We start from the raw sequence: 25,508 nt of genomic DNA, 5'->3' as shown, positions 1-25,508 counted from the left end.
TGAAGACAATCGGTTATGGGGCTTTCCGGACTCAATCCATCCGGATCGTCACGAAGCGCAACTCGCCTGTCTTGGACGCCAGCATCAAGAGCGCATTCTTGCGGCCCTGCTCCTTCAGCGCGCCGATCCGGTCCATCACGTCCTTCGGGGTCGCGACCGATTCCTGGGCGATTTCGGTGATCACCTCGCCGGCCTGGATGCCGCGCTCGGCGGCGGCCGAATCCTTGGTGACGTCGGTGATGACGACGCCGGAGACGTCGGCCGCGATGCCGAATTTTTTCCGTGTGTCGTCATTGAGCTCGCCGACGGTCATGCCGAGCACCGAGGCCGTGGAGACCGCGGGCGCCTTGTCGCCGCCCTTGTCCTCATCGGTAGTGCCGTCCTCACCGGCAGCGACCTTCTCGCCGTCCTCAAGCCGGCCGAGCGTCACCTTCACCGTCTGCTCGACGCCCTTGCGCACGATGATCACGTCGACCGCCTTGCCGACCGGGCTTTCCGCCACGACGCGCGGCAGGTCGCGCATTTCATGGATGTCCTTGCCATCGAACTTGATGATGACGTCGCCGGCGAGAATTGTGCCGTTGTCGACCGGTCCGCCCTTGATGACGCCGGCCACCAGCGCGCCCTTGGCGGTCGCCATGCCGAGGCTCTCGGCGATGTCGTCGGTCACCGGCTGGATGCGCACGCCGAGCCAGCCGCGACGGGTCTCGCCGAACTGGCGCAGCTGGTCGACGACGCCCGAGGCAAGCTGCGAGGGGATGGAGAAACCGATGCCGATCGAGCCGCCCGACGGCGAGATGATCGCCGTGTTGATACCGATGACCTCGCCCAGGCTGTTGAACAGCGGCCCGCCGGAATTGCCGCGGTTGATGGCGGCGTCGGTCTGGATGAAGTCGTCGTAGGGGCCGGAATTGATGTCGCGGTTGCGGGCCGAGACGATGCCGACCGTCACCGTGCCGCCAAGGCCGAACGGATTGCCGATCGCCATCACCCAGTCGCCGACGCGCATCTTGTTGGAATCGCCGAATTTCACCGCCGTCAGCTTGTGGCCCTTCGGGTCGACCTTGAGCACCGCCACGTCGGTCTTGGTGTCGGTGCCGACCAGCGTCGCCTTCAGCGTCACGCCGTCGGAGAAATTCACCTCGATATCGTCTGCATCGGCGATGACGTGGTTGTTGGTGACGACAATGCCTTGCTCGGCGTCGACTACGAAGCCGGAGCCCAGCGACTGCACCTTTTGCGCGCCGCCATCCTTGTCGCCGCCACGGTTCTTGAAGAAGTCGTCGAAGAAATCCTGGAACGGCGAACCCTCCGGCAGCTGCGGCATCGGCACCGCGCCCGGACCTTCCGTGCCCTTCACGGTCTGCGAGGTCGAGATGTTGACCACCGCACCGAGCAGGCCTTCGGCGAGGTCGGCAACCGAAGCCGGTCCGTCCGCGGCCACCGTCGGCGTCACGAAAGCCGGAACGGCAAGCGCGCCGACCATAAGTGCCGCAGCACCTGCGATGAACGTCCGCCGCGCCGCGCGCAGAAGGGTGTTGGATGTCATCGAAAGCCTCCCGGAATCTGAAAAGAAAAAGCGCTTCGGCAAAACGCCGCGTCGCGTCATGTTGGCAAGAAATACGGCACGTTTGCGGCTATGGCCACATCAGGAGGATAAATCCTCCGTTACACCTTAGAGCGGTTCGCCGTTTCGCGGAAACGGCGAACCGTTCAATCCCTTTGCTTTTACGCAATTCCGGACGGAAAACCGCTCACACTTTCCTGGAATTGCAGATCAGCGGTCTTCAGCCACGCACCAACCAGACGATGCCGACGCCGATGGCGATCGCCACCAGCCCGACGATGCGCAGCGCAATTTCCGGCGTCGACAGCACTTCGCCGGCAAGACGTTTGGCAAGGCCGGGAAAGCCGCCATAGACCAGGCCCTCGACAACGAGGACCAGGCCTATGGCCGCAAGGAAATCCTGCACCGCCCTACTGGGCGGGTGCAGGTTGTGCAGCCGGCGCGGCAGGTGCCGTCGCCGGAGCCGCAGGCGCCGCCGGCTTCGCGTCCGTCCCGTCCGGATTGCGGAAGAAGCGGAAGAACTCCGAGTTCGGCGACAGCACCATCGTCGTCCCGGAGTTGTCCAGCGCCGTGCCATAGGCATTCATCGACCGGTAGAAGTCGAAGAACGCCGGATCGCGTTTGTAGGCGTCGGCAAAGGTCGCGCTGCGCTGGGCTTCACCTTCACCACGCAGGATTTCCGATTCCTTGCGCGCTTCGGCGACGATTTCCACCACTTCGCGGTCGGCGCGGGCGGTGATGCGCTGCGCGGCCTCTTTGCCGCGTGCCCTCAGCCGTTCGGCCTCGGCCAAACGTTCGGCCTTCATGCGGTCGAAGGTCTGCTGCGAAACCTCGGCCGTCAGATCGGTTCGGCGGATGCGCACATCCTCGATCTGCAGGCCGAGCGAGGTGGCGTCGGGCCGAAGCTGATCGCGCACTTCGCGCATCATCACGGCCCGCTCTTCCGAAAGCGCCGCCTCGAAGTCGCGCAGACCGTAGACACGGCGCAGCGCCGCATCGAGACGCGTCCTCAGTCGTGCTTCGGCCAGTGTGATCTGACCGGACACGGCTGAGCGGAACACGCGCGGATCCGAGATGCGGTACGCGATGAAAGCGTCGACCTCGTAGAACTTGCCGCCCGAAACCTGGACGCGGATGTTGTCGAGATCGAAGCGCAGCACCCTGTTTTCGATCAACTGCACGCTGTCGGCGTCGAAGAAGGCGAAAGGCGCCTTGAAATAGATGCCGGGTTCATTCTTGACGTCGACGATCTCGCCGAACCGCAGCACGAGCGCCTGCTGGCGCGCGTTGACCACGAAGACCGAGGAGTAGAGCAGGAACAGAAGCACGGCCGCGATGACCGCGATGATGGGATGACGATTGGCCATCACTGGGCTCCTCCCGTGGTCGCAGGCGGCGGCGCCTTCGGTTGCAGTGCCGGCAGCGGCAGATAGGGAACGACCCCTTGCCCATTGCCCTGTTCGACGATCACCTTGTTGGAATCCTTCAGCACCTTCTCCATCGTTTCCAGATAAAGCCGCCGGCGCGTAACATCGGGCGCCTTGGCGTATTCGTCATAGACCGAGATGAAGCGCTGCGCCTCACCTTCGGCTTCCTGGACGACACGGTTCTTGTAGGCTGCCGCGTCCTCGCGGATCTGCGCCGCGGCGCCACGCGCCTGGCCAAGCTTCTGGTTGGAATACTGGTTGGCCTGCTCGACGAACTTGTCTTCGTCCTGCTCGGCGCGCTGCACTTCGTCGAACGCGTCGGCCACTTCACGCGGCGGCGCCGCGTCCTCGATCGAAACCGCGTTGACATTCAGGCCGGCCTTGTAGCCGTCCAGCGTCGTCTGGATGATTTCACGCACCGACGCGGCGATGCCCTGACGGTCGTCGCGGAAGATGTCCTGGGCCGGTCGCCGGCCGACCGCTTCGCGCATGGCGCTCTCTGCGACCTGCTGCAGCATGCCTTCTGGGTCGGAGACGTCGAACAGATAGGCCCGGGGATCGGAGACCTGGTAGGCCACCGAAAACTGGACGTTGACGATGTTCTGGTCGCCGGTAAGCATCAGCCCCGACGAGTTGCCGCTCGTCGCGCCGCCACCACCGATATCGACGAGTTGTTCGGCGATGTTGGCCGTCTCGACGGTTTCGACGGGCCACCAATGGAAATGCAGACCTGGCTGCGACAGCTCCGCCTTCGGCTTGCCGAAGCGCAGCTCGACCGCAACCTCGTCCGGCTGCACGGTGTAGACCGCCTTGAACGCCCACAGCACGATCAGAGCCGCTGCGATCAGCGCAAAGACGGCCGGGCTGGCGCCGCCACCACCGGGCAGCGCGCGCCGCAGCCGGTCCTGGCCGCGGCGGATGATGTCTTCGAGATCGGGAGGTGACCCCGGCGGGCCGCTAGGCCCCTTCGGTCCCTGCCCCCAGGGTCCCTGATTGTTGCCGCCGCCGCCCCATGGGCCGCCGCCGCCGCTCTTGTCGTTCCAGGGCATGAATGTCCTTTCGCTTGGGATTCCCTCAGCGCCGACGTTGCGGCGCAAAATCCAGTTGTTCTTCTATAGGGACGCAGCGATGCGCTTTCAACGCGATCCGCTGCCGAGCATGTCCGTTTTGGACGTTCGCGACCCTTTTATCGTCTCAATGCACGCCGCGGCGTCGCTCGTAAACCGAATAGCGCGTCGCATGGCTGTCCTTTTCACCGGCCGGAACGTCCTGAGCGCTGACAAGGCGCCACAAATCCGGATCTATGTCGGGAAAATGCGCGTCGCCATCGACCGTCGCCAGCACATGGGTGACGTGCAGCCGGTCTGCCAGCGGTAGCGCCTGCGCATAGATCTCGCCGCCACCGATGACGCAGATTTCGTCGACGCCGGCCATGCAACGCCCGCGCACCGTGGCCAGCTGGATCGCGGCTTCCAGCGAGTGCGCCATCTCGATGCCCTCGGCGCGCCAGGCCTTGTCGCGGGTCACCACGATGTTCAATCGGCCCGGCAGCGGCCGGCCGATGCCTTCATAAGTCTTGCGGCCCATGATGACGGGCTTGCCCATCGTATCGGCCTTGAAGCGCTTGAGATCGGTGGACAGCCGCCACGGCAAGCCGCCGTCGCGCCCGATGACGCCGTTCTGAGCAATGGCGACATAGATTGCGACGTCCATCAGTTGGCTTCCCCGGCGCCGTCATCCGACGGCTCCAAAAGCAATATGTCGATGTTGTGCTCGGGATAGAAATCCTGCGCCTTCGTCTCGAAGGTCGTCGGCCCAACCTTCTTGACATTGCCGCCGCAAAACGAGATCAGCGCTTTCGGGTTGCCCTTGTCGACGGTCAGCTTGAACTTGCCGATGCTGCCATTGGCCCAGTTGCCGCCGGTGGTCAGGATATAGGCAATGCGGTTCTCGTAAAAATGCGGATAACCGTCGGCCTTGGCGGCCTGCCGCACCGCATTCTCGAAGCTGTCGTCCATGCAGTAGCGGGTCTTGTAGTTCGTGTACTGGCTGCCCTCGGTGAACTTGCCGTCATAGAAGAAACTCACCGATGACGTGCCGCCGACGCTCGGTTTGTAGCGGTGCGAGACGTGGACATCCTTGTTGGCCGGAAATATCGCGCGCCACCAATAGGTCGAGCGCAACTGCCACCACGGCGTATAGACCTTGTTCGCCTCGGTACCGTCGCTGCCCGTATCCTCGATGATGATGCCGCGGTTTTCCCAATCCTCGGCGACCGTTTTCGGCAGCTTCGCCAGGGCCGCCTTGGCCGCATCGCCGAACGGATTGAACGGCACGTTCTGCGCCTTCAGATCGGCGCCGATATCGATGCCGACAGCAAACACTTTCTGCTCGAGCTGCGGCTTTGCCGGCGCTCCGTCGATCGTCACCTCGAAGCCAAGGAAATTGTCGCTCTGGTTTTCCGGGATGGCCGGCATTTCCTCCGGATTGCCTTCGATGTCCGGCAGCGGAAAAGCGACGATGGCATTTACATCCTTGTCGGTGTTGTTGTGGAAGACGTAGTCGACCGTGATCTTTTCCGGCGAGATATAGAGGTCCTCGCTTTGCATCGACACCGCGTCGCTACGCGACAGGATCAGGCCACCTGTGCCGAGTTCGGCGGTCGTATCATTGGCCAGCGCGGGCACAGCTAAAAGCGCCAGCGCTACGGACAGAACATATTGCAACATCGAAGCCCCTCGCCAAGAATGCCGCGACCCTAGCCGTTTCAATGTGGCGTTTCAAAGCCTTCCGTCTCCCAGCAGGACGCCACAGTGTCTGGACACGCCAATCGGCGGTCTGGACTAACAGGTTTCGATCGGGCAGGAGTTCGCGTCATGCGCAAGCTTCTCGTCATCGGCATCGGCGCCGGCAATCCCGACCATATGACCGTGCAGGCCATATCAGGCCTAAACCGGGCGGACGTCCTGTTTATCCCCGACAAGGGGGCGAAGAAGAACGACCTTGCCGAATTGCGCCGCCATATCTGCGACCGTTTCGTCAGCAATCCGAAATCGCGCCGCGTCGAGTTCGACGTGCCGGTGCGCGCCGAGCCGGCGCCTTCCTATCGCTCGACCGTCGATGACTGGCACGAGGCCATCGCCCAGATTTATGAGAGCCTGGTCCGCGACGACCTTGCCGAGGACGGCTGCGGCGCCTTCCTGATCTGGGGCGACCCCTCGCTCTATGACAGCGCGCTGCGCATCCTCGCGCGCGTACGACTGAGGGGCAATGTCGCATTCGAACTGGAGGTCATTCCCGGCATCACCGCCGTCCAGGCGCTAGCCGCCGGCCACAAGATGGCGCTGAACCGCATCGGCGACCCCGTGCTGATCACCACCGGCCGCCGCCTCGCCGAACAAGGCATGCCGCACAATGCCGGCAGCGCCGTGGTCATGCTCGACGGCAAATGCGCCTTCAACACGCTGGCAGACAAGGATCTGATCATCCATTGGGGCGCCTATCTCGGCACACCGGACGAGATCATCGTTTCCGGTCGCCTGGGTGATGTCGGCGAGGAGATTGAGAGGACGAGAGAAGAAGCCCGGAAAAGAAAGGGCTGGATCATGGACACCTATCTGCTGCGTAAAGCAGGAGAGCCCGAGGAATAGCGCGCTCAAAGGTCGAGTTCCTTCGCGCCCCCCTCTGTCCTGCCGGACATCTCCCCCTCTAGTGGGGAGATTGGCCGTCACGGAGGATTTCGCCAATCGCCTAACAGATTAGCGCCCGTCTACGGGCTAGCTGATCTCCCCCCTTGCGGGGGAGATGTCCGGCAGGACAGAGGGGGGTGTGACGGATCGCAAGCTTCAACCCTCACCCAGCATCAATCTCCGCCTGCAAGGCGTCCATATGCGTGGCCGCCGCTGCCGCCGCAGCGCGCTCGATAGCGCGAAAACGGCTGACAACTGCAAGGCCAACTGAGGTCAGCTGTGCGCCGCCGCCCTTTTTGCCGCCGGTCTGCGCCGCGACCAGTGGCTTGCCGAACACACGGTTCATATCTTCCACCAGATCCCAGGCGTGCTTGTAGGACATCTCCATGCCGCGTGCCGCAGCCGAGATCGAGCCGAAAGTGTCGATCTGCTCCAGCAATTCGATCTTGCCCGGACCTATGCGCCCGTCCGGATCGAGATTTATCCGCAGGCTCAGCGACGGCATCTCTTGTCCTCCACAGTCACACTAGCCCCTCTCGACCCATAGCGCTATTCCAAAACGATATAGCGGCTATCAGCCATCCGCTTCGGCCGGCAGGCCGGCGCCGGTGTTGGCACGGTCGAAACTGACCGTCTTGATCACCGCGAACACCTTGCCGCCGAGTTGAAGGTTCAGTACCTGCCTGGATTGTTCGGTAATGCGCGCAAGCACGGTTGCGCCATTGCAGTCGATGCCGATTTCGACCGTCGGCCCCTCGCCCGAGCCGATTGCGACGATGGCGCCCGGCAGGATGTTGAGCGCACTGAGACCTTTCGGCTGTTCGGTGGCTATCATCACGTCGCGGGCGCGGATTCGGATGCGCACAGGCGCGCCGACCGAGACCGCCAATTGCGGCACCCGGATTTCGCCCGCCGCCGAGCCGAGCACGGTCATCCCGAAGATCTCATCATGGCGCAGCACCTTGGTGTCGAGAACCGCGCCGCCCTCGCCGCGTTCCTCCGCCGGCAGCAATTCGAGCCGTTGCATGATCGCGCCGGTCGGGCCTGAGGCAGCGACCTTGCCTTGCGCCATCACCACCACGTCGCTGGCCAGCCGCGCCACCTCGGCGACGGAGTGGCTGACATATACGATGGGCAGCTTGGTCTCGTCGCGCAGCCGCTCGATATAGGGCAGGATCTCGGCTTTGCGCGCATCGTCGAGCGAGGCCAGCGGCTCGTCCATCAACAGCAGTTTCGGGCTGGCAAGCAGCGCCCGGCCGATCGCCACGCGCTGCTTCTCGCCGCCCGAGAGCTTTGCCGGTCGCCGGTCGAGCAGAGGACCGATGCCGAGCAGTTCGACGACCGCGTCGATATCCGCATAGCGCTCCGCCGGTGGCGTGAACCAGCGGCCATAGCGCAGATTGCCGGCCACGCTCATATGCGGAAACAGCCGCGCGTCCTGGAACACCATGCCGATCCGGCGCTTGTGCTTCGGCACGAAAATGCCGGCATCGGTGTCGACCAGCACACAGCCGTCGACCGCGATACGGCCCTTGGTCGGCCGGATCAGGCCGGCGATCACGTTGATCAGCGTCGTCTTGCCGGAGCCCGATGGCCCGAACAGCGCCGTCAGCCGCCCGGCGCTTTCGAAACGCGCGTCGACGGCGAAACCGCCGAGCCGATGGCTGATGTCCACCAGCACGCTCATTCGATGTCCATCCGCCGGCCGACGCGCCGCGCCAGCACTTCCGAGGCGACCAATGCGGCCATCGAGATGACGATGGAGATCAGCGTCAGCCTGAGCGCCCCGTCATCGCCGCCAGGCACCTGCGTGAAGGTGTAGATCGCCGAAGGCAGCGTCTGCGTCTCGTTGGGAATGTTGGAGACGAAGGTGATGGTGGCGCCGAACTCGCCCATCGCCTTGGCGAAGGACAGGATCGAGCCGGCGATCAGCCCGGGCAGGATCAGCGGCAGCGTGATGGTGGCGAAGACCCAAATCGGGTTGGCGCCGAGCGTTCCCGCCGCTGCCTCCATTTTGCGGTCGACCGCCTCGATCGACAGCCGGATCGCCCGCACCATCAGGGGAAAGCCCATGATACCGCAGGCCAGTGCGGCGCCGGTCCAGCGAAACGAGAAGACGATGCCGAAATGCTCGGCCAGGAACGCTCCCGCCGGCCCGCGCCGGCCGAAGGTAAGCAGCAAGAGATAACCTGTCACCACCGGCGGCAGGATCAACGGCAGGTGAACCACACCGTTGAGCAGCGTCTTGCCCCAGAATTTTCCGCGGGCCAGCAAAAGCGCCATCAAGATGCCCGGCGGCAGGCTGAACAGCATCGCCACCGTCGCCACCTTGATCGACAGCCGGACCGCATTCCATTCGTCGGGAGTGAGGTCCAGCAGCCAGTTCATGCGTCAGCCGCTACCTTAATTGCTCGGCGTGAGCACGGTGAAACCCTGATCCCTAAACAGCTCCACCGCCTTGGCGGACTGCAGGCACTTCAGGAAAGCCGGGGTATCCTTGTCCTTCGAATCGGTGGTCTGGGCAACCGGATAGATGATCGGCGGGTGCGAATCCTCCGGGAAGGTGCCGACCACCTTGACTCCCTTGTCGGCATGCGCGTCGGTGGCATAGACGATGCCGAGCGCGGCCTCGCCCGTTGAAACCAGCTTCAGCGCGGCGCGCACATTCTCGGCCTGCGCCACCTTGCCTTCGACCGACGACCAGACGCCGAGCGATTCAAGTGCCGCCTTGCCATACTTGCCGGCCGGCACCGCCTTGACGTCGCCCATGGCGAGCTTGCCGTCGCTGATCAGCTTGGCGAGGTCGAAGCCTTTCTCGATCCTGGTCTCGACCTTGGAATCCTGTGGCGCCACCAGCACGATCTGGTTGCCGAGCAGTTTCACCTCGGTTTCCGGCTTGGTCAGTCTCTTGTCGGAGAGGTACTTCATCCAGTCGAGATCGGCCGAAATGAACACATCGGCGGGCGCCCCGCTTTCGATCTGCTTGGCCAGCGCCGAGCTCGCGGCGTAGGAGACGGTCGCCGCTTCACCGACATCGGCTTCGCAGGCCTTGGTGACGGCGTCGAGCCCGTCCTTGAGGCTGGCTGCGGCAAACACGATCACCTTGTCTCCCGCGTGAGCCGCCGGCATCGCGGCCATCAGAGCTACGGCAAAGCCGCCAATCGCGATTGCCCTCATACCAAAACCTTTGTGCCCCAACATGAAAACTCTCCCTGGGCTTGAAATCTGCTGGCTCGACTCCTGCCGACCGATATATCTGGATGAATATAACAAGGGAAGGCCGCCTCCTGCGAAAGCGTATGTTCGGCATCGATTGTTCTGGTTTGGACGTGCACCGAAACCCGGAAAGGAACTCCGATGAAGATCAGCGCCCGCAACATCCTCAAGGGAACGATCGTCGAGATCGTCAAAGCACCTCGCCTGTCCGCGGTGATGTCGCCGGCTCCGTCGTCACGCTTCGATCACCAACGAGGCCGTTGCCGATCTCAAGCTCGAAAAAGGCAAGCAGCCTATGCCATGATCAAGGCAACCGACGTCATGGTCGACATCGATTGAGGGTCGGAATTGATTGACGGTGGACGGATCAGACCGCGATCGGCGCCTTGATCGACGCGTCGGCAAAATAGTTTTCCAGCCGGAAATCCTCGAAGCGGAAGGCGAACAGGTCCTTCACCTCCGGATTGATCCACAGCGTCGGCAGCGCCTTGGGCGTGCGACGCAATTGCTCGCGCGCCTGCTCGAAATGGTTGGAATAGAGATGCGCATCGCCCAGCGTATGGACGAACTCGCCGGGCTTTAGCCCGGTCACCTGCGCCACCATCAGGGTCAGCAGCGCGTAGGAAGCGATGTTGAAGGGTACCCCGAGAAAAATGTCGGCCGAGCGCTGGTAGAGCTGGCAGGACAGCTTGCCGTCCGAGACGTAGAACTGGAACAGGCAGTGGCAGGGCGGCAGCGCCATCGCCTCCACTTCGGCCGGGTTCCACGCCGAAACGATCAGCCGGCGTGAATTCGGATTCCTGCGTATCTCCTTCAGAACATTGGCAATCTGGTCGATCGACCCGCCATGGCCATCCGGCGAGGAGCGCCACTGCTTGCCATAGACCGGGCCGAGATCGCCATTCTCGTCGGCCCATTCGTCCCAGATCGAAACGCCATGATCTCTAAGGTATTTGATGTTGGTGTCGCCGGCCAGGAACCACAGGAGTTCATGGATGATCGACTTCAGATGCAGCTTCTTGGTGGTGGTGACGGGAAAGCCGCGCGACAGGTCGAAGCGCATCTGGTACCCGAACACCCCACGCGTGCCGGTGCCCGTGCGGTCGCCACGGTCGGCGCCATTGTCCAGCACATGCTGCAAAAGGTCGAGATACTGGCGCATCGGCTTCGCCTCGATTCGGGGTTACCGCCATCATAACCGACTGGCCGCCGGCCGAACACAGCAAAAGGACCAGAACGCGGCTTGCCCCATCACTCTTCAAGGGTTAGCGTTGCCCCTCACCTGCCTGCCGGCATCCTCTCCCCGTATAGGGACGGGGAGAGGGGCGCTGTGATCAGCGGTTTCGCCAATCACAAGCGTTCGAGAGAGAGAGCCAAGGCTGCGGTCAGCCCTTTCTCCCCGTCACTATACGGGGAGAAATGCCCGGCAGGGCAATGAGGGGCGGTGCTGACCTCCGGTGAGGAGCAAAATCAAACGCGCGCTCTGCCTATCGGCAATAATCTCTACAAAGAGCCGAGCTTGCCCAGATCCTTGGCGACCAGATAGTAGAAAGTCACGCGGCTCTTGGAGCTGTCGGCGGCCAACGCCTTGCAGGTCTTCTCGATCGCTGAGTCGGCTTTCGCCCCGTCGGTCACGCCAAGTTTCTTGGCAACCCAGTTGGTCTTGACGCGCTCCAATTCCTTGGGGTCGGTGCAGGATACCAGCGAGGAATCGCGGTTGCGCAGCGCGATGCCCAGATGTTTCACAATCTTGGCAACCACATCGGCATTTGCGGCGGCGTCGTATTTCTTCACGTCTGCGAGATAATCGGCCATCAAATTTCCCCATGTCGGCGCCACGGGATCCGATCGATGAGGGCTGTGGCGCGCTGCCGCAACTTGTGCGCTCGGTCGATACTCCTCACCATCGCAAAGCTTCGGTTGAGACCGCCCGCGAGTCAACCCTCGGCGCCGCAGTTTGGTGCGGCCAAGAAGTGTCATTGCGGCCTTTCATTTTGTGCGCCCGCCCCCTATATTCGTTTTGTCGGCTTGACCGACTATGGCGATAAATGGGCGATGTAATAAGCCGTTCGGACCCGGGGGCGGTACCCGGCGCCTCCACCAAGAACCGTTCTGTGATCAGAGCGGCTGTTGCTGGGGGCGAAATAGGATCGACGAAGGTGTAAAGATCGTACTTTTGCCCGGCATGGTACCACCGTCATCGGGCTAAACCTGTAGTTGCAAATGACAACTATGCGGAAGCACGTCTCGCCGCGTAAGCGGTGCGATAGCTTCAAATCAAGCCCTAGAGGTTCGCACTTCTAGGCGGGGTTCGGAGGTACCTGGCAACAGAAACCTCCACTTCTCCCCTCCTCGATATCGTACGCTCAATGCCGGCTGCCGCTGGCCGGATTTCGCATGACGATGGGCCGCGAAGCCTACACCAAATTGAGCCATGAGCTGGTGCAATTTGCCGCTGGCGTCGGTCGAAGGCCGTGGTTCTGGCCGGGGCCGGATTACCCCAGACGTGAAAAAGGCCGGGATGACCCGGCCTTTCCGGTCGATTGCGGTCAGCTTACTCGGCCGGCGCTTCAACGGCTTCGCGCGAGCGGCCAAGCGTCAGTTTGGCCAGCGTGAACGAGATCACCGCGCAGAGCGTGATGCCGGCCACCATGGGCAGCGGGGTGCCGTCGAAGAAGATGCCGGCGACGCCCATCGCCAGCGCACCGATGGCGAAGTGCAGGGTGCCCATCAGCGCCGAGGCCGTGCCGGCGATCTCGCCATGCTCTTCCATGGCCAGCACCGACGTCGTCGGGATGACCAGGCCGAGGAAGCCGTAGCCGACGAACAGCAGTGCCGCCATCACATCGAGCCGGTCGACGCCGGTCGCCATGACTGCGAACAGCACCACCATCGTCGTGGCATAGCCGGTCACCGCCACCCAGACGACGCGCTTCAGCCCGAAGCGCTCCGACAGCAGTCCCGTCAGCTGCGACATGCCGATGAAGGCGACCGCATTGATCGAGAAGAACACGCTGTAGACGGAAGGCGACAGCCCGTAATGGTCGATCAGAATGAAGGACGAACTCGAGAGGTAGACGAAGAAGCTGGCGATGCCGAAGCCGGCGATCGCCACCAGGCCGAGGAAATTGCGGTCACCCATGAGGAAGCGATAGCCGGCGAGTGCGGTTCCGAAGGAGGAACCGACGCGTTCTTCCGCCGGCCGCGTCTCCTTCAGCGAGGTCGCCAGCAGAATGGTGGCCAGCAGGGCCGCGCCCGTCACCGTCCAGAATACGGCGCGCCAGCCGAAATTCTCGATTATCTGGCTGCCGGTCAGCGGCGCCAGGATCGGCGACACCGAAAACACCAGCATCAGCAGCGACATCAGCTTGGCGGCTTCGGTGCCGGTGTGCAGGTCGCGCACGATGGCGCGCGGCACCGCCATGCCGGCGCTGGCGCCCAGTCCCTGCAGAAAGCGGAAGGCGATCAGCCATTCGATGGTCGGGCTCATGGCCGAACCGATACCGCCGACCATGAACAGCGCAAGGCCGCCGTAAAGCGGCAGCTTGCGGCCGACCATGTCGGAGATCGGTCCGACGACGATCTGGCCGAAGCCCATCGACAGGAAGAAGATCAAAAGGCTCATCTGAACGGCGGCGGTGCCGGCATGCAGATCCTCGCCGATCGAAGGCAACGCCGGCAGATACATGTCGATGGCGAAGGGGCCGATAGCGGACAACAGGCCGAGCACGACCGCGATGCGGAGGAATTTGGGACTCATGATAAAGGCTTCTTTCAAGTCTGGTTGGCGCCGCCAACGCGACGACTAACCCTAGGACGTTCCATCCCGTTGAAATCCGACGGCTCAGAGCGAGATTATTCGTCTCTACGGAGCGAATTCCCATTTATTGTGTCCACAAATTTAGACAGCCTTGTCTAATTCGTCAATCACCTCTATATAGATTTCTATGAAGCTTGCCGTTTCTCCTGACATTTTCCCGCCACGCGGCCACGAGGCCAAGCGTATGTCGATCATCGATGCGGCGGCTTCGGTCTTCTGCCGGGAAGGCTTTGCCGGCGCCAATATCGACCTGATCGCGGTGGAGGCCGGCGTGTCGCGCCAGACCATCTACAATCACCACCGCGACAAGGAAAAGCTCTTCATGGCTGTGGTGCGCGATCTGACGGAGCGCTGCAATGCCGGCATCTTCGCCACCTTCGCCTCTTTCCCAGACCAGCCGAAGGATCTGGAAGCCGACCTGATCGGCTTTGCCGTGCGCATGAATCAGAACTGCATCTGCAACCGCGACGGACGCTTCCTGCGCAAGCTGATCCAGACCGAAGGCGAGCGCTATCCCGAGCTCTTCGCAGAATGGCGCGACCAAGGGCCGGGCCGGACCTGGCCCGCACTTGCCGCCCGTTTTGCCCGCCTCGCCCATGCCGGCCATCTCGCGGTCGACGATCCCGATGTCGCCGCACGCCAGTTCCTGGCGCTAGCCAACGCCGAACTGCAGACCACCTTCATGCTAGGCGGCATGCCGTCGGAAGACGAAGTGTTGCAATCCGCCACCCACGGCGTGCGCACATTCCTGCGCGCCTTCGGCAAGCGCAGATCAGCGGCAGCGGTGGAAAAACAGCTGGCCAGCGCCTGAACGTCAAAGCCGGCGATCAAATCGTCCGTTACGGGCTTCGCTTCGGCGCATCAGCGATCTATATCCGGTTTACGCCGCGCTCAAGCTTGATTACAGCTATGCGGACGATTCAACGGAACCCGACCAGCACATGGCCGACGACCACATCCGCTACGACATTCTGGCCCAGGAGGCATTGCGCGGCGTGATGCGCAAGGTCCTGGCCGAAGTCGCGCGCACCGGCCTTCCCGGCAATCATCATTTCTTCATCACATTCCTGACCGGCGCGCCGGGCGTGCGGGTGTCCTCCAGGTTGCGCGAGCGCTATCCCGAACAGATGACCATCGTCATCCAGTTCCAGTATTGGGACCTCAAGGTGACCGATACCGGCTTCGAGGTCGGGCTGTCCTTCTCCGACGTGCCGGAGAAGCTGGAAATCCCGTTCTCGGCCGTACGCGGCTTCTACGACCCATCGGTCAATTTCGAACTCGAATTCGACGTCAAGACCGACGTCCCGGCGGAAGACGATGCAGCCGCCCAGCCGGCTCCCGAGCCCTTGCCTATCGTCTCCGAGAAAAAGCCGAAGGCCGAGAAGAAGGCAGCTGCCACTGAGGCGGAGAAAAAGCCCGCCGTGGCCGATGCCGGCAAGGGCGCCGACGTCGTGTCGCTCGACGCCTTCCGCAAGAAATAGCGGGACGGACGGCGCGACATGGGCGAAATCGTCAACCTTCGCCAGGTCCGCAAGCAGAAGGCGCGCACCGAAAAGGAAAAGCTCGCCGGCGAGAACCGCGCTCTGCACGGCCGTTCCAAAGCCGAAAGAACTCGTGACCGGCTGACATTGGACAAGGCCGAAAAATTCGTCGCCGGCCACCGCCGCGAACGCCCGGAAGACCAGGGCGATTGATGGACCGCCTGCGGTGAGCCCGGTCGAAAAACGCTCCGTGACCATCCGCGGCCATCGCACCAGCTATTCCCTCGAAAAACCCTTTTATGACGATCTCGTCGCCATCGCCGCCGCGCGCAAGCTGACCCTTGCTGCCCTGGTCGCGGAGATCGACGAGACAAGACCGCGAGATGCGAACCTGTCCTCGGCGCTCAGGCTTCATGTGCTGGACTGGGCCAAGCGCGGCGCGGTCTGAATGGTTCTTAATTGCCCAGCGACTTCAGCAGATTGTCGACGGAGAACGGATTTGTCCTGGGCTTCGGCGGCGCCGGGGCCGAACCGTCATTGACGCCGGGAAGTGAGCGGTCGACCTTCGGCGCCTGCTCCTGAGCCTTGCGCTCGGCCTCCAGCCTGGCTTTTTCCTGCGAAGCGATCCGAGCCTGTTCGGCCTTCTTCCGTTCGTCCTCGGCCTTGGCGGCGTCTTCGGCAGCCTGCTCTTCGGCCTGGGCTTTCGCGTCCGCATCTGCCTTGGCCTTTGCGTCAGCCTCTGCCTGCGCTTTCGCATCGGCATTGGCCTTTGCTTCGGCATCCGCCTTGGCCTTCGCATCCGCTTCGGCCTGTGCCTTCGCATCGGCCTGTGCCTTCGCCTTGGCGTCGGCCTCGGCTTTGAGCCGTGCCGCTTCCTCCTGCTTGCGCAATTCCTCGGCGGCCTTGTCGCGCTCGGTCTGCAGGGCGGCGTAGTAGCGCACCTCGCGCCGCAGCCGCTGCTTCTCGAGCAGTGCGGCCTGCATCGCCTCGACCCGCTGCTGCTCCTTTTCCAGCGCGCGCTGGGTCAAAAATTGCGCCAGCGGCTCGCTGTCGAACTGCTTCTTCAGCGCCCCGAACGGCCCATCGACGCTGAAATTGACCGTCGGATCGGAGCCGATCAGCGCCTCGTCGCCAGGCTTGTAGGTGACAGCGCCCTTGGTGGCGACGGTGCCGTTGTTGAGGTCGGCCGTGATGTCGGCAGAAAGCGTCGCCGCCTGGTTTTCGAATTTGATCGGTGGTGCCCGCAACGTGCCGCCGGCGACCGTGAAGGCGATGTCGGCATCGCCGGCAGCAAAGCTGCCGTCGCCAGCGATCTCAGGTGCAAAGCCCGCGGTCTTGGCCACGTCGATGTCGCGCCCGATCGCATCGGCCTTGGCAATCAACGCGCCGAAGGCATCGGGATTGACGCCGGCAATGGTGAGGCCTTTCAGCGCCGCCGTGCCCGAGCCGGAGAGTGCGGCAATCATCGCGTCGACCGATTTGCCGCTGGTCGACAGCCCTGTCGAGAAATCGCCGTTGCCACTCAATCCGGCAGCCGGCAGCACAGTCGCCAGGTCAGCGCCGGCAAGCCTCATCTGGCCGGAGAACAGCCCCGTGCCGTCTGTGTTCTTCAACTCGAACAATCCGGTGAGCGCGCCGCCGAGCAGTTTTGCCTTCAGGTCCGAAACGCGGATGCCTTCCTGGTCCAGTTTCAACGACAGCGACGCATCATAGGCTGTCGCCAGCGGTCCGGCGGCAAGCGTCGCCGTCGTCAGGTCGAGATCGGCGCTGAACGGCAGGCTGGATTTCTGGCTGAATGGCGCCGTCGGCCAGTTCGCGTTGCTGCTGAGGAACGACTGGTCACCGAACAGCGCAACCGCAATCGGGTCGAGGTCCAGTTCGTCGAGCGCCAGCGCACCGGCAAAATGCGGCAGCCCCTGCTTCGCATCGATGTTGACGTCGCCCGAAATCTCCGACTCGTTGATGGATCCGCTGAGACCGCTCAACACCAGCAGGCCATTGCCGAAATCGGCATCCGCGCTGAGCGAGGTCGAGGTGCCCGTTCCCATTCCCGGCAGGCCGGCGCCGGTCGTCATCAGCCAGGGCTCGATGTCGGAGGCGTCGAGGCCGATCTTGCCCTTGGCGGTGGCGCCTTGCGGTGTCTGAGCAACGGTGCCGTCGAACGTCGCCCTGAAGTCGTCGGCGGCGAAATTGAAGCTCGTCGCCAGGCCGCCGCCAAACGTGCCTTTGGCCGAAATATCGGTGCTTGCCTGGCCGAGCATGCCGAGCGGCAGCGCCGGCAGGCCGTAGAGCGCCAGCAGCACGGTGGCGTCGGGATTTTTGGCGTTGAAGGTCAGCGTCACCGGCGCGTCGAGCAACTGGCCGACGGCACCCTTGCCCGACAGCGACGCCGAAAAGGCCGAACCGCCGGCCTTGCCTTGTCCGCTCACCGCCAGCCCGGTCGTGCCGTCGCCATTGTCGGCGGCGCTCGCCACCAGATCGACGCGCGCGTCCTGGAACAGTTCAGGATAGGCGGCCGTGCGGCCAGCCAGCCCCTTCAGCACCTGATTGTCGGGATAATGTTGCGCGGCAATGTCGATCAGCGGCTTCAGATCGACGGCGACCACCGAGGCATCGAGCTTGCCGGTCGGGCTTGCCGGAAAATCCTTGATCCGGCCGGTGGCGCTGATCGAGGCGCCGGCAAGGCCGCCAATCGACAGCCGGTCGATTTCGAGCAGCCCGTCGCGGAGCCGGAGCGCTGTGTCGACCGTGTCGGCGGTGAGCCCGCCGGCATTGACCGGCCCTGCCTTGATCTGAAAATCGAGGTCACGGTCGGAAAAGCGGTTGGCGCCCTTGTCGCTGACGAAGATCGAGGCGAAGGCCGTCAGCCCGTCGACATCGAGTTCGCCGCCCGCGAGCCGCATCAGCACCGAGGACTTGGCGGCGTCGGGCTGGTTGGAATCGATGCGGCCGGTGAACTTCGACTTGCCGAGGATCAGTTCGAGATCGCTGAACGCCTGGCGCTTCTCCGACAGGTCCACCTTGGCCTTGAAGCCGGCGGCCGGCAGCCGGCGGATCGCCTCGTCGACATCTTTCGACAACCAGGCAGCAAAGCCGGAAGGCTGCGCCACCGCCAGCAGCATGGAGCCGCTGAAACGGAAATGATCTTCGACGCTGAGCATGCCGCTGGCTTCCAGCGTCGTGCGCCCGGGCAAGGTCGCGGCCAGCGATTTCACCGACCAGCCGCCCTCGACCGGCTCGGCCGAGAGATGCACGTCGCGCACCGTGGTGTCGCCGGCCACCACCGCCGGCAGCTTGACCTCGACAGTGCCGGGGATGCTCGGCTTCGGCAGTTCGAGCAGCGCCTGCTCGATCCCGGCAATGCGCTGGTCCAGCGTCAGGCCGGCGCCCTTCTCAGCGCCCACCGCCTCGTCCAGTTGCACCTGCGCGCCATTGGCCTCGATGGCGAAGTTCGGCCTAAGGCCGAGATCGACCGAAGCCTTGCCGTCGGCTGTGTAGGGATTGTCGAGCGGCCCGGTCTCGAAGCGGAATTCGTCGACGCCAAGCTTCTGGTGGTCGAGCGAGAACTTGCCGTTCAGCCTGAACCCCGGATCGGGTTTGCCGGCGCTGATTTTGACGCTCTCGCCATCGCCGCCGCGCAGTTCGGCGCTGTTTTTGTCGTTGCCGGAAATCTTGAACTGGCCGGAATAGACGGCAGCCCCATTGACGATGCCGGCATTGCCGTCGGTTTCGATGACCAGTGGATAGGCATCGGGATCGACCTTGAGCCTCAGCCGCATCTGGCCGCTGCCTTCGGCCTTGCCGGTCGAAGCCGCAACCGTCGAACGCAGTCCGTCGAGCAGCAACGTTCCGTCCATGCGCCACGGCCCGGCCAGCGACTTGGCAGAGATGGTCGAATTGATCTCGGAAATCAGATGGCTGCGCCCGCCTGCGGCATGGCGGAGCGCAATTTCTCCCTCCGTCACCGTGAGCTTCTCGATCGAGATCTGGTTGAGATCGAAGGGCGAGGACGGCCGTATCGCCCAGTCGACCGTGCCGTTATCGGCGATGTCGATCGTCGCCTTCGGATGCACCAGCCGCATGTCGAAAATCAGCACTTCGCCACGCAGGAACGGCGCCAGTTCCGCGTCCATCGAAAAGGTCTCGACGGTCATTGCCGGCTGGCCGCCGGGGCCGCCGGCGACCGTGACGTTTGAGAAGGTCACCGAGGGGAACGGCAACAGCCGCGCCGTGGCGTCGCCTTGCACCGTCACCTTGCGGCCGAGAATGGCGCTCGCCTCGCGCTCGAATTGGGCGCGGTACCCGGTCCAATCGACAAAATACGGCACCACCAGCGCCGCTACCAGCACCAGCACAAACAAGCCACCGAAGATCACGAACAGGCGTGCGAGCATCAGCTCCGAACGGGTTGATTGAAAGTCAGCCGCACTCTACCCGCATCAGCGTGTCGATAAAGAGGCAATTCATCCAGAGTTGCTTGATCTCTGATGTATCTGGAAGAGCAGAGATTTTTGGACGCCTTTGACCGCGGTCCGGCCTGTGCGTAAGAGACTATCCTGCCATGGCCCGTCGGTGATATTCGTTCAGCAGCACCACCATCTCCTCGGGGGACAATGTCCAGCCCTGGGGTAATGCGGCTTCGGCGCCCAGGCTTTTGGTCACGCTGCCCATGACGGAGCTTTTCTTGACCCCCGGTGCGAAATTGTACCCGATCATATCGCCTATCCTGCGCCGGCGATGGACGACGAAGAAGCTTTCGATATCCTTCCAGGGGACCAGCTTGGGCGATCGAACAAGGCCTCCGCCGAGACTGAAACCTTGTCCGTTCAGCACCAGAATCTGCGGCCGCACAAGCTGCCAGGCAAACACCAACGCGACCAGCCCGAAAAAGGCCACGCACCACCAAAGGCCGGCGGTGTCGCCGTCCTCGGAGACATAAATCAGGAAAGCGCAGGCCAGGACAAAGAAGAGGCTGGCCGACAGCAGTAACAGTGTCTTGCCAAGCGATGCCCTTATAATCAGAGTATCCATTGCCGCTCCTCACATTTCGGCTATGCAGGTAATATCTTGCCTGGGTTCATGATGTCTTGCGGGTCGAGCGCTTTTTTTATGGAGCGCATGATGTCGACAGCATGGCCGAGCTCATGGCGCAGGAAGCCGATCTTGCCCTGGCCGATGCCGTGTTCGCCGGTGCAGGTGCCGTCCATGGCGATCGCCCGCATGTTCAGCCGCGAGACGAATTTCTCCGCTAGCGCGATCTCTTTGGGGTCGTTGACATCCATCAGCACCAGCACATGGAAATTGCCGTCGCCGGCATGGCCGACGATCGGCGCAACCAGGCCCATCTCGGCAATGTCGGCCTCGGTTTCGGCAACGCATTCGGCCAGCCGCGAGATCGGCACGCAGACATCGGTCGACAGGCCCTTGGTGCCCGGCCGCAGCGTCAGCGACGCCCAATAAGCATCGTGCCTGGCCTTCCAGAGTTTCGTGCGCTCCTCGGCGACGCTCGTCCACAGGAATGGCCCGCCGCCATTGTCTTCAGCAATGGCACCGAAGGTTTCGGCCTGTTCGGCGACACCGGCATCGCTGCCGTGGAACTCGACGAACAGGCACGGGCTCTCGGGGTAATCGAGCTTCGAGTAATTCTTCATCGCCCGCATCTGCAGTCCATTCACCAGTTCGATGCGCGCCACCGGAATGCCCATCTGGATGGTCGCGATGACCGCGTTGCAGGCCGCCTCGAGGTTTGGAAACGGGCAGACGCCGCCGGAGATCGCCTGCGGAATGCCTTGCAGCTTCAAGGTCAGCGAGGTGATGATGCCGAGCGTGCCTTCCGAGCCGACCAGAAGCCGCGTCAGATCGTAGCCGGCCGAACTCTTTTTCGCCCGCTTGCCGGTCGTCACCGTCTCGCCATCGGCCATGACGGCCGTCAGCGACAGCACGTTTTCACGCATCGTGCCGTAGCGCACCGCATTGGTGCCGGAGGCCCGCGTTGCCGCCATGCCGCCGAGCGAAGCATTGGCGCCGGGATCGATGGGGAAGAACAGGCCGGTATCGCGCAGGTGCCGATTCAAATCCTCGCGCGTTACGCCAGGCTCGACCATGCAGTCGAGATCCTCGGGGTTGACCGACAGGATGCGGTTCATGCGCGAGGTGTCGACCGAGATGCCGCCACCCGGCGCGTTGGTGTGGCCCTCCAGCGAGGAACCGACGCCGAAGGCGATGACCGGCACGCGGTGCGCGGCGCAGGCACGTACGATCTCTTGCACCTCTTCTGTCGTCTCCGGGAGCGCGACACCGTCAGGCGCCTGCGTCGGAATATAGGTGGTGGTGTGCGCATGCTGCGAGCGGATCGCCGCGCCGGTCTGGAAGCGTTCGCCGAACTGCTGCTTGAGGATGCCGAGCACCGCCGCAATGCCTTCCTCGTTGCGTTCGACCGGATTGAGGTCGCTCAGAGCCATGAATTCCTCCGCGAATGGACCAGCGTCCATGCTTGTTATGCGATTATGGATGCACATGACGCAATTCCAGGAAAAGTGTGAAGCGGTTTTCCGTCCGGGATTGCGTCAAAACAAAAACTAAAGCGGTTCACCGTTTCCGCGAGACGGTGAACCGCTCTAGTCTCAGCGGCCACGCCCTGTCCAGCACCTGAACTCGGTCCAGCACCAGAACAAGGAAGTTTCCATGCCCATCCCTGCCCCCTTCGTTTCCAAACCGATGGACATCGAGAAGGACTGGATCGACTACAACGGCCATCTCAACATGGCCTATTACAACGTGTTGTTCGACCGCTGCTCGGATGAGGCGTTCGAGGCGATGGGCATGGGGCTGGACTATGTCAAAGAGCGGCGCCTGACCATCTACACGGCCGAAGTCCATGTTTGCTATGTCCAGGAACTGCACCTCGAACACAAGGTCGTCGTATCCTTCCAGCTGATCGATCACGACGACAAGCGGCTGCGGGCCTACCAGGAAATCCGCCATGTCGATGGCTGGCTCGCCGCCACTTCCGAAACCCTGTCGCTGCATGTCGACATGTCCGGGCCGAAAGTCGCGCCCTTCCCCGCCGACGTGCAGGCCAAGGTGGAAGCGATGCGCGCCGCCCACTCTGCACTGCCGATGCCCGAACGCGCCGGCCGTTCGATCGGTATTCGCCGCAGGACCGCTTGAAGCGCTGCTGCGCCCGCGTTAACCTTACCAAGGTTTTAACGTGAACAAGCCATTTGAGCCATTGAACGACTCAGCGGACCGTTTGAGAACGGTGCCATGCGAGTTGCGATGCGGGCGGCGGGCAACAGGCGGTTCGAGGAACGTGCATGAAAACCGACATCAAGGTCGAGGTGGACAGGCTGGCTGCCGATCCGCGCATCACCGACTATGATTTCTGGCGCTCGTTGAAGAACGTCAACAACGAGATCTTCCACATCGCCAACAACAACGAGCCTATCCCCTTCGACATGATCCGCTGGCGCGCCATCCTGAAGCAGGCGCGCATGAAGCGTGGCCACGCCTGACGTTTCCCCTGCTCTGAGAAAGCCGCCACCGGCGAGCGCCGCCACGGACCATTGCGACCTGATCATTTCTATAGGTCGGCGCCAGCCCTGCTTTCAGCGAATCGACTACATCCGACAACCTTCAAAAACCGTTCATTTCGACAGTTTGCGCAACCGGCGATTCGGTTTCGCAAACGGCTGCCTGCGACAAGAAGATCAAGATTGAACCAATTCCACGTCTAAGCCGTTGTGACCCCTGAAAAACGGCTTGGAGTGAAAGCATGGACTGGAAAAGGACCAGGGAACCGGCCGACGCATGGCACATGACGGACAATCTGCATGCCGAGCACGGCAAGGGCGATCCGTTCGCGGCCGCCATCCGCGCCACCCGCATGTCGATGGTCATCACCGATCCCCGTCAGGCGGACAATCCGATCGTCTTTGCCAATGACGCGTTCCTGCGCCTGACCGGCTACGAGCGCGACGAGGTCATGGGCAAGAACTGCCGCTTCCTGCAGGGGCCAGAGACAGACAAGGCAGCTGTGGCTAGCGTGCGCGACGCGATAGCAGCGGGAACCGATATCGCCATCGATCTGTTGAACTACCGTAAGGACGGCTCGACATTCTGGAATGCGCTCTACATCAGCCCGGTTTCCAACGACAAAGGCGAACTCCTGTTCTTCTTTGCCTCACAGCTCGATGTCTCCGATCGCAAGCGCTCCGAGGATCGCATCACCGCCGACAAGAACCGCTTTGAAAAGGCTGTCAAGGAACGCACGCGCGAGCTTGAGGCCGCCCTTGAGGCGCAGACCACGCTGCTGCACGAGGTCGACCATCGGGTGAAAAACAACCTGCAGATGATCTCCTCGCTGATCATCATGCAAAGCCGGGCAATCAAGGATGAAGCGACAAAGCGATCGCTGACCACCATGCTGGAGCGCATCGAGGCGCTGAGCACGGTGCATCGCCGTCTCTACCAGTCAAAGGATGTCAGCCGCTTCGATGTCTCAGATTTCGCCAGGGATCTGGTCACCGACCTGCTGACCGCATCCGGACGCGCCGAGATCAAGCCGACGCTGGACCTCGAACCCATCGTCATTCCGGCCGAAAAAGCCACGCCTGTTGCCTTGATGGTCAATGAGCTTGTCACCAACGCGCTGAAGCATGCCTTCAAGGAAAAGCCGGACGGCACCACCGCGGGGCGCATCGGCATCAAGATGAGCCAGCCCGACGGCCACTTCAACATCGAGGTTTCCGATGACGGCGTCGGCATGGCCGAGGCCAGTGGCGATGCTTCTTTCGGCATGCGGCTGATCAAGTCGCTTGCCCGTCAGTTGCATGCCGACATCGAATGGCGCGACGCCGGCCCGGGCACAAAGGTCGTCATCTCGATGCCGAACGAACCGCAGCAGAAAGGGAAGCTGTCATGAACGAACCGCTCAAGGTCCTGATCGTCGAGGATGAGGCGTTGCTGGCGATGGAACTGGAAAGCCTCGTCGAGGAAGCCGGCCACAGCGTTGTGGGTTGGGCGACATCGTTGGCCGAAGCAAGAGGTATGATTGATACCGCCGATGCCGATATTGCCTTTGTCGATATCCACCTCGCCGACGGACCAACCGGGGTCGAGGTTGCCGAGCATATCCGCGAGGGTAACCGTTCCATGGTGGTGTTCATGACCGCCAATCCAAAACGCATCCCCGACCATTTCGCCGGCGCGATCGGCGTCATCGCCAAGCCCTACACGATGAACGGACTGGTGTCGGCGTTGCGCTATCTGCAGGAGGGCGTGCGGCGCCCGCCCCCGGTCTCGGTGCTGCCGGCCGGTTTTACGCTGTCGCCGGCCTATGAAAGCGTATGGGCGTCGTCGGCGGCCTGAAGCTTACACCAGCTTCTCCTTGAGGAAAGCGATCGTCCGTCCCCAGGCGAGATCGGCTGCCTTCTTGTCATAGCGCGCGGCCGAGGTGTCGTTGTTGAAGGCATGGTTGACGCCGTCATAGACATAGACGGTGTATTCGACATGGGCGGCGTCGAGCGCCTTCTTGTAGGCATCGATGCCGGCGTCGATGCGCTCGTCTAGGCCGGCATAGTGCAGCAACAGCGCCGCCCTGATCTTCGCCACATACTCGGCCTTCGGCTGCATGCCGTAGTAGGCGACGCCGGCGGCGAGATCGGGCGCGTTGACCGCCAGATTGTTGACCGTGCCGCCGCCCCAGCAGAAGCCGACAGCACCGACCTTGCCGTTGCCGTCCTTCTCGCCCTTGAGATAGGCGATGGTCGCCACACCATCGGCGGTGACCTGGCTGGCGTCGAGCTTGGTGAACATGTCGCGCGCCTTGTCCTCGTCGGCGGGCGTGCCGCCGAGCGGCGACAGGAAATCCGGCGCCAGCGCCACGAACCCCTCCAGCGCAACGCGCCGCGCCACATCCTTGATATGCGGGTTGAGCCCCCTGTTCTCATGCACCACGATGACGGTGCCGAGCTTGCCGGACTGGTCCGCCGGCCTGACCAGATAGCCCTGCATCTCACCGCTGCTGCCGGAATAGGTGATATCTTCAGCCTTCACGCGCGGATCGTTGTCGGCGACGATTGCCGCCTGCGCCGAATTCGCCGCAAGCAGCGGCGCGATCGCGGCCGCCGCCGCGCCCGATCCGGCAAGCCTGGTCAGCTGTTCCATGAAGCGGCGGCGGTCGAGCGTCAGATGCGTGTATTCGTCATAGGCATCGATCATCGCCTGGGTGATGGCAGGTTTGGCAGGTTTGACGGCTTCGGCGGTGGGTTTCGTCATGGCGTGCTCCTCGTTAGGAGATGATCTCAC

The 25,508-nt window shown here is 62.8% G+C and carries 26 protein-coding genes, 1 other RNA gene and 1 pseudogene; 11 read left to right on the top strand and 17 right to left on the bottom strand.

Annotation, left to right across the window (positions count from 1 at the left end; all coding sequences use genetic code 11):
- Nucleotides 1-31 precede the first annotated feature (31 nt).
- The 6 genes from NKK50_RS02135 to NKK50_RS02110 all read right to left on the bottom strand — a co-directional run bounded on the left by NKK50_RS02135 (nt 32) and on the right by NKK50_RS02110 (nt 5,723).
- Nucleotides 32-1,549, bottom strand: a complete 1,518-nt coding sequence (locus NKK50_RS02135) for a DegQ family serine endoprotease (RefSeq protein WP_023682088.1) — start codon at nt 1,547-1,549, stop codon at nt 32-34.
- Between the two features lie 238 nt (nt 1,550-1,787).
- Nucleotides 1,788-1,973 carry a DUF2065 domain-containing protein gene (locus tag NKK50_RS02130; protein ID WP_023668333.1) on the bottom strand — a complete coding sequence of 62 codons (186 nt, stop codon included), beginning with the start codon at nt 1,971-1,973 and terminating at the stop codon, nt 1,788-1,790.
- A 4-nt stretch (nt 1,974-1,977) separates the two neighbouring features.
- On the bottom strand, nt 1,978-2,934 hold the full coding sequence (gene hflC / locus NKK50_RS02125) for a protease modulator HflC (RefSeq protein ID WP_352499733.1): 957 nt from the start codon (nt 2,932-2,934) through the stop codon (nt 1,978-1,980).
- Entirely contained in the window at nt 2,934-4,043 is a 1,110-nt protein-coding gene (hflK, locus tag NKK50_RS02120; protein ID WP_023682090.1) for an FtsH protease activity modulator HflK, read from the bottom strand. The genes hflC and hflK overlap by 1 nt, the downstream gene beginning before the upstream one ends.
- A gap of 145 nt (nt 4,044-4,188) precedes the next feature.
- A complete protein-coding gene (locus tag NKK50_RS02115) occupies nt 4,189-4,707 on the bottom strand; it encodes a dihydrofolate reductase (protein WP_352543052.1) in 519 nt (172 codons plus the stop codon).
- The gene (locus NKK50_RS02110; protein WP_023682092.1) at nt 4,707-5,723 is read right to left on the bottom strand and encodes a DUF4424 domain-containing protein; all 1,017 of its coding nucleotides are present in this window, start codon (nt 5,721-5,723) and stop codon (nt 4,707-4,709) included. Before NKK50_RS02110 ends, NKK50_RS02115 begins: the two co-directional genes overlap by 1 nt.
- 147 nt (nt 5,724-5,870) lie before the next feature.
- On the opposite strand from NKK50_RS02110, the gene cobF reads away from it, so the two are divergent.
- Nucleotides 5,871-6,644, top strand: coding sequence for a precorrin-6A synthase (deacetylating) (gene cobF / locus NKK50_RS02105; protein ID WP_023682093.1), 774 nt, complete (start codon nt 5,871-5,873; stop codon nt 6,642-6,644).
- Nucleotides 6,645-6,846: 202 nt separating this feature from the next.
- Here the strand turns inward: cobF and NKK50_RS02100 are convergent, their stop codons facing one another.
- The 4 genes from NKK50_RS02100 to modA form a co-directional block, all read right to left on the bottom strand.
- Nucleotides 6,847-7,188, bottom strand: coding sequence for a winged helix-turn-helix domain-containing protein (locus NKK50_RS02100; protein WP_023682094.1), 342 nt, complete (start codon nt 7,186-7,188; stop codon nt 6,847-6,849).
- Between the two features lie 69 nt (nt 7,189-7,257).
- Nucleotides 7,258-8,370, bottom strand: a complete 1,113-nt coding sequence (gene modC, locus NKK50_RS02095; protein WP_023668327.1) for a molybdenum ABC transporter ATP-binding protein — start codon at nt 8,368-8,370, stop codon at nt 7,258-7,260.
- Nucleotides 8,367-9,071, bottom strand: a complete 705-nt coding sequence (gene modB, locus NKK50_RS02090) for a molybdate ABC transporter permease subunit (RefSeq protein WP_023667413.1) — start codon at nt 9,069-9,071, stop codon at nt 8,367-8,369. Before modB ends, modC begins: the two co-directional genes overlap by 4 nt.
- Nucleotides 9,072-9,086: 15 nt before the next feature.
- On the bottom strand, nt 9,087-9,881 hold the full coding sequence (gene modA, locus NKK50_RS02085; protein ID WP_155923552.1) for a molybdate ABC transporter substrate-binding protein: 795 nt from the start codon (nt 9,879-9,881) through the stop codon (nt 9,087-9,089).
- Between the two features lie 159 nt (nt 9,882-10,040).
- Between modA and NKK50_RS02080 the strand changes: the two are divergent.
- A pseudogene (locus NKK50_RS02080) lies at nt 10,041-10,238 on the top strand (TOBE domain-containing protein).
- Nucleotides 10,239-10,266: 28 nt separating this feature from the next.
- Here NKK50_RS02080 and NKK50_RS02075 read toward each other — a convergent pair.
- Both NKK50_RS02075 and NKK50_RS02070 read right to left on the bottom strand, forming a co-directional pair.
- The gene (locus NKK50_RS02075) at nt 10,267-11,061 is read right to left on the bottom strand and encodes a thymidylate synthase (RefSeq protein ID WP_352499732.1); all 795 of its coding nucleotides are present in this window, start codon (nt 11,059-11,061) and stop codon (nt 10,267-10,269) included.
- A gap of 341 nt (nt 11,062-11,402) precedes the next feature.
- On the bottom strand, nt 11,403-11,714 hold the full coding sequence (locus NKK50_RS02070; protein WP_023668323.1) for a DUF2853 family protein: 312 nt from the start codon (nt 11,712-11,714) through the stop codon (nt 11,403-11,405).
- A gap of 168 nt (nt 11,715-11,882) precedes the next feature.
- Between NKK50_RS02070 and ssrA the strand changes: the two genes are divergently transcribed.
- Nucleotides 11,883-12,241: a transfer-messenger RNA gene (ssrA, locus tag NKK50_RS02065) on the top strand.
- A gap of 212 nt (nt 12,242-12,453) precedes the next feature.
- Here the strand turns inward: ssrA and NKK50_RS02060 are convergent.
- Nucleotides 12,454-13,659, bottom strand: a complete 1,206-nt coding sequence (locus NKK50_RS02060; protein ID WP_023667417.1) for a multidrug effflux MFS transporter — start codon at nt 13,657-13,659, stop codon at nt 12,454-12,456.
- A 187-nt stretch (nt 13,660-13,846) separates the two neighbouring features.
- Between NKK50_RS02060 and NKK50_RS02055 the strand changes: the two genes are divergently transcribed.
- From NKK50_RS02055 to NKK50_RS02040, 4 genes are all read left to right on the top strand, one after another.
- A complete protein-coding gene (locus NKK50_RS02055) occupies nt 13,847-14,530 on the top strand; it encodes a TetR/AcrR family transcriptional regulator (protein WP_023668320.1) in 684 nt (227 codons plus the stop codon).
- A gap of 130 nt (nt 14,531-14,660) precedes the next feature.
- Nucleotides 14,661-15,200 carry an SspB family protein gene (locus tag NKK50_RS02050; RefSeq protein ID WP_023744627.1) on the top strand — a complete coding sequence of 180 codons (540 nt, stop codon included), beginning with the start codon at nt 14,661-14,663 and terminating at the stop codon, nt 15,198-15,200.
- 18 nt (nt 15,201-15,218) lie between these two features.
- Nucleotides 15,219-15,413: a DUF4169 family protein gene (locus NKK50_RS02045; protein ID WP_023699586.1), complete on the top strand. Its 195-nt coding sequence runs from the start codon at nt 15,219-15,221 to the stop codon at nt 15,411-15,413.
- A 13-nt stretch (nt 15,414-15,426) separates the two neighbouring features.
- A complete protein-coding gene (locus tag NKK50_RS02040) occupies nt 15,427-15,648 on the top strand; it encodes a ribbon-helix-helix domain-containing protein (RefSeq protein ID WP_023668319.1) in 222 nt (73 codons plus the stop codon).
- Between the two features lie 7 nt (nt 15,649-15,655).
- Here the strand turns inward: NKK50_RS02040 and NKK50_RS02035 are convergent, their stop codons facing one another.
- From NKK50_RS02035 to NKK50_RS02025, 3 genes are all read right to left on the bottom strand, one after another.
- The gene (locus tag NKK50_RS02035; protein ID WP_023833891.1) at nt 15,656-19,594 is read right to left on the bottom strand and encodes an AsmA family protein; all 3,939 of its coding nucleotides are present in this window, start codon (nt 19,592-19,594) and stop codon (nt 15,656-15,658) included.
- Nucleotides 19,595-19,751: 157 nt separating this feature from the next.
- Nucleotides 19,752-20,231, bottom strand: a complete 480-nt coding sequence (locus NKK50_RS02030; RefSeq protein ID WP_023833892.1) for a hypothetical protein — start codon at nt 20,229-20,231, stop codon at nt 19,752-19,754.
- 20 nt (nt 20,232-20,251) lie between these two features.
- Nucleotides 20,252-21,661, bottom strand: coding sequence for an FAD-binding oxidoreductase (locus tag NKK50_RS02025; protein WP_352543051.1), 1,410 nt, complete (start codon nt 21,659-21,661; stop codon nt 20,252-20,254).
- A gap of 223 nt (nt 21,662-21,884) precedes the next feature.
- Here NKK50_RS02025 and NKK50_RS02020 point away from each other — a divergent pair, with 223 nt between their 5' ends.
- From NKK50_RS02020 to NKK50_RS02005, 4 genes are all read left to right on the top strand, one after another.
- Nucleotides 21,885-22,370 carry a thioesterase family protein gene (locus NKK50_RS02020; RefSeq protein WP_023712460.1) on the top strand — a complete coding sequence of 162 codons (486 nt, stop codon included), beginning with the start codon at nt 21,885-21,887 and terminating at the stop codon, nt 22,368-22,370.
- Between the two features lie 146 nt (nt 22,371-22,516).
- Nucleotides 22,517-22,714: a hypothetical protein gene (locus NKK50_RS02015; RefSeq protein WP_013531006.1), complete on the top strand. Its 198-nt coding sequence runs from the start codon at nt 22,517-22,519 to the stop codon at nt 22,712-22,714.
- A gap of 260 nt (nt 22,715-22,974) precedes the next feature.
- The gene (locus NKK50_RS02010) at nt 22,975-24,123 is read left to right on the top strand and encodes a histidine kinase dimerization/phosphoacceptor domain -containing protein (protein WP_023668314.1); all 1,149 of its coding nucleotides are present in this window, start codon (nt 22,975-22,977) and stop codon (nt 24,121-24,123) included.
- Nucleotides 24,120-24,569 carry a response regulator gene (locus NKK50_RS02005; protein WP_023668313.1) on the top strand — a complete coding sequence of 150 codons (450 nt, stop codon included), beginning with the start codon at nt 24,120-24,122 and terminating at the stop codon, nt 24,567-24,569. The genes NKK50_RS02010 and NKK50_RS02005 overlap by 4 nt, the downstream gene beginning before the upstream one ends.
- A 3-nt stretch (nt 24,570-24,572) precedes the next feature.
- Here NKK50_RS02005 and NKK50_RS02000 read toward each other — a convergent pair whose 3' ends face one another.
- On the bottom strand, nt 24,573-25,478 hold the full coding sequence (locus NKK50_RS02000) for a dienelactone hydrolase family protein (protein WP_023833893.1): 906 nt from the start codon (nt 25,476-25,478) through the stop codon (nt 24,573-24,575).
- Nucleotides 25,479-25,508: the final 30 nt, after the last annotated feature.

Source organism: Mesorhizobium sp. M0001 (assembly GCF_040324255.1).
In the GTDB taxonomy this organism is placed as follows: domain Bacteria; phylum Pseudomonadota; class Alphaproteobacteria; order Rhizobiales; family Rhizobiaceae; genus Mesorhizobium.
The sequence above is the reverse complement of the archived record's forward strand: the minus strand, read 5'-3'. Positions and strand labels throughout refer to the sequence as shown.

Excerpts from the sequence above, each read along its gene's own strand:
- NKK50_RS02035 (WP_023833891.1), bottom strand. The coding sequence starts at position 19,594 with ATGCTCGCACGCCTGTTCGTGATCTTCGGTGGCTTGTTTGTGCTGGTG.
- NKK50_RS02030 (WP_023833892.1), bottom strand. The coding sequence starts at position 20,231 with ATGGATACTCTGATTATAAGGGCATCGCTTGGCAAGACACTGTTACTG.
- NKK50_RS02075 (WP_352499732.1), bottom strand. The coding sequence starts at position 11,061 with ATGCGCCAGTATCTCGACCTTTTGCAGCATGTGCTGGACAATGGCGCC.
- modC (WP_023668327.1), bottom strand. The coding sequence starts at position 8,370 with ATGAGCGTGCTGGTGGACATCAGCCATCGGCTCGGCGGTTTCGCCGTC.
- NKK50_RS02070 (WP_023668323.1), bottom strand. The coding sequence starts at position 11,714 with ATGGCCGATTATCTCGCAGACGTGAAGAAATACGACGCCGCCGCAAAT.
- NKK50_RS02135 (WP_023682088.1), bottom strand. The coding sequence starts at position 1,549 with ATGACATCCAACACCCTTCTGCGCGCGGCGCGGCGGACGTTCATCGCA.
- NKK50_RS02000 (WP_023833893.1), bottom strand. The coding sequence starts at position 25,478 with ATGACGAAACCCACCGCCGAAGCCGTCAAACCTGCCAAACCTGCCATC.
- NKK50_RS02025 (WP_352543051.1), bottom strand. The coding sequence starts at position 21,661 with ATGGCTCTGAGCGACCTCAATCCGGTCGAACGCAACGAGGAAGGCATT.
- NKK50_RS02110 (WP_023682092.1), bottom strand. The coding sequence starts at position 5,723 with ATGTTGCAATATGTTCTGTCCGTAGCGCTGGCGCTTTTAGCTGTGCCC.
- hflK (WP_023682090.1), bottom strand. The coding sequence starts at position 4,043 with ATGCCCTGGAACGACAAGAGCGGCGGCGGCGGCCCATGGGGCGGCGGC.
- NKK50_RS02060 (WP_023667417.1), bottom strand. The coding sequence starts at position 13,659 with ATGAGTCCCAAATTCCTCCGCATCGCGGTCGTGCTCGGCCTGTTGTCC.
- hflC (WP_352499733.1), bottom strand. The coding sequence starts at position 2,934 with ATGGCCAATCGTCATCCCATCATCGCGGTCATCGCGGCCGTGCTTCTG.
- NKK50_RS02115 (WP_352543052.1), bottom strand. The coding sequence starts at position 4,707 with ATGGACGTCGCAATCTATGTCGCCATTGCTCAGAACGGCGTCATCGGG.
- NKK50_RS02050 (WP_023744627.1), top strand. The coding sequence starts at position 14,661 with ATGGCCGACGACCACATCCGCTACGACATTCTGGCCCAGGAGGCATTG.
- NKK50_RS02015 (WP_013531006.1), top strand. The coding sequence starts at position 22,517 with ATGAAAACCGACATCAAGGTCGAGGTGGACAGGCTGGCTGCCGATCCG.
- NKK50_RS02020 (WP_023712460.1), top strand. The coding sequence starts at position 21,885 with ATGCCCATCCCTGCCCCCTTCGTTTCCAAACCGATGGACATCGAGAAG.
- NKK50_RS02055 (WP_023668320.1), top strand. The coding sequence starts at position 13,847 with ATGAAGCTTGCCGTTTCTCCTGACATTTTCCCGCCACGCGGCCACGAG.
- modB (WP_023667413.1), bottom strand. The coding sequence starts at position 9,071 with ATGAACTGGCTGCTGGACCTCACTCCCGACGAATGGAATGCGGTCCGG.
- NKK50_RS02100 (WP_023682094.1), bottom strand. The coding sequence starts at position 7,188 with ATGCCGTCGCTGAGCCTGCGGATAAATCTCGATCCGGACGGGCGCATA.
- NKK50_RS02005 (WP_023668313.1), top strand. The coding sequence starts at position 24,120 with ATGAACGAACCGCTCAAGGTCCTGATCGTCGAGGATGAGGCGTTGCTG.
- NKK50_RS02045 (WP_023699586.1), top strand. The coding sequence starts at position 15,219 with ATGGGCGAAATCGTCAACCTTCGCCAGGTCCGCAAGCAGAAGGCGCGC.
- cobF (WP_023682093.1), top strand. The coding sequence starts at position 5,871 with ATGCGCAAGCTTCTCGTCATCGGCATCGGCGCCGGCAATCCCGACCAT.
- NKK50_RS02010 (WP_023668314.1), top strand. The coding sequence starts at position 22,975 with ATGGACTGGAAAAGGACCAGGGAACCGGCCGACGCATGGCACATGACG.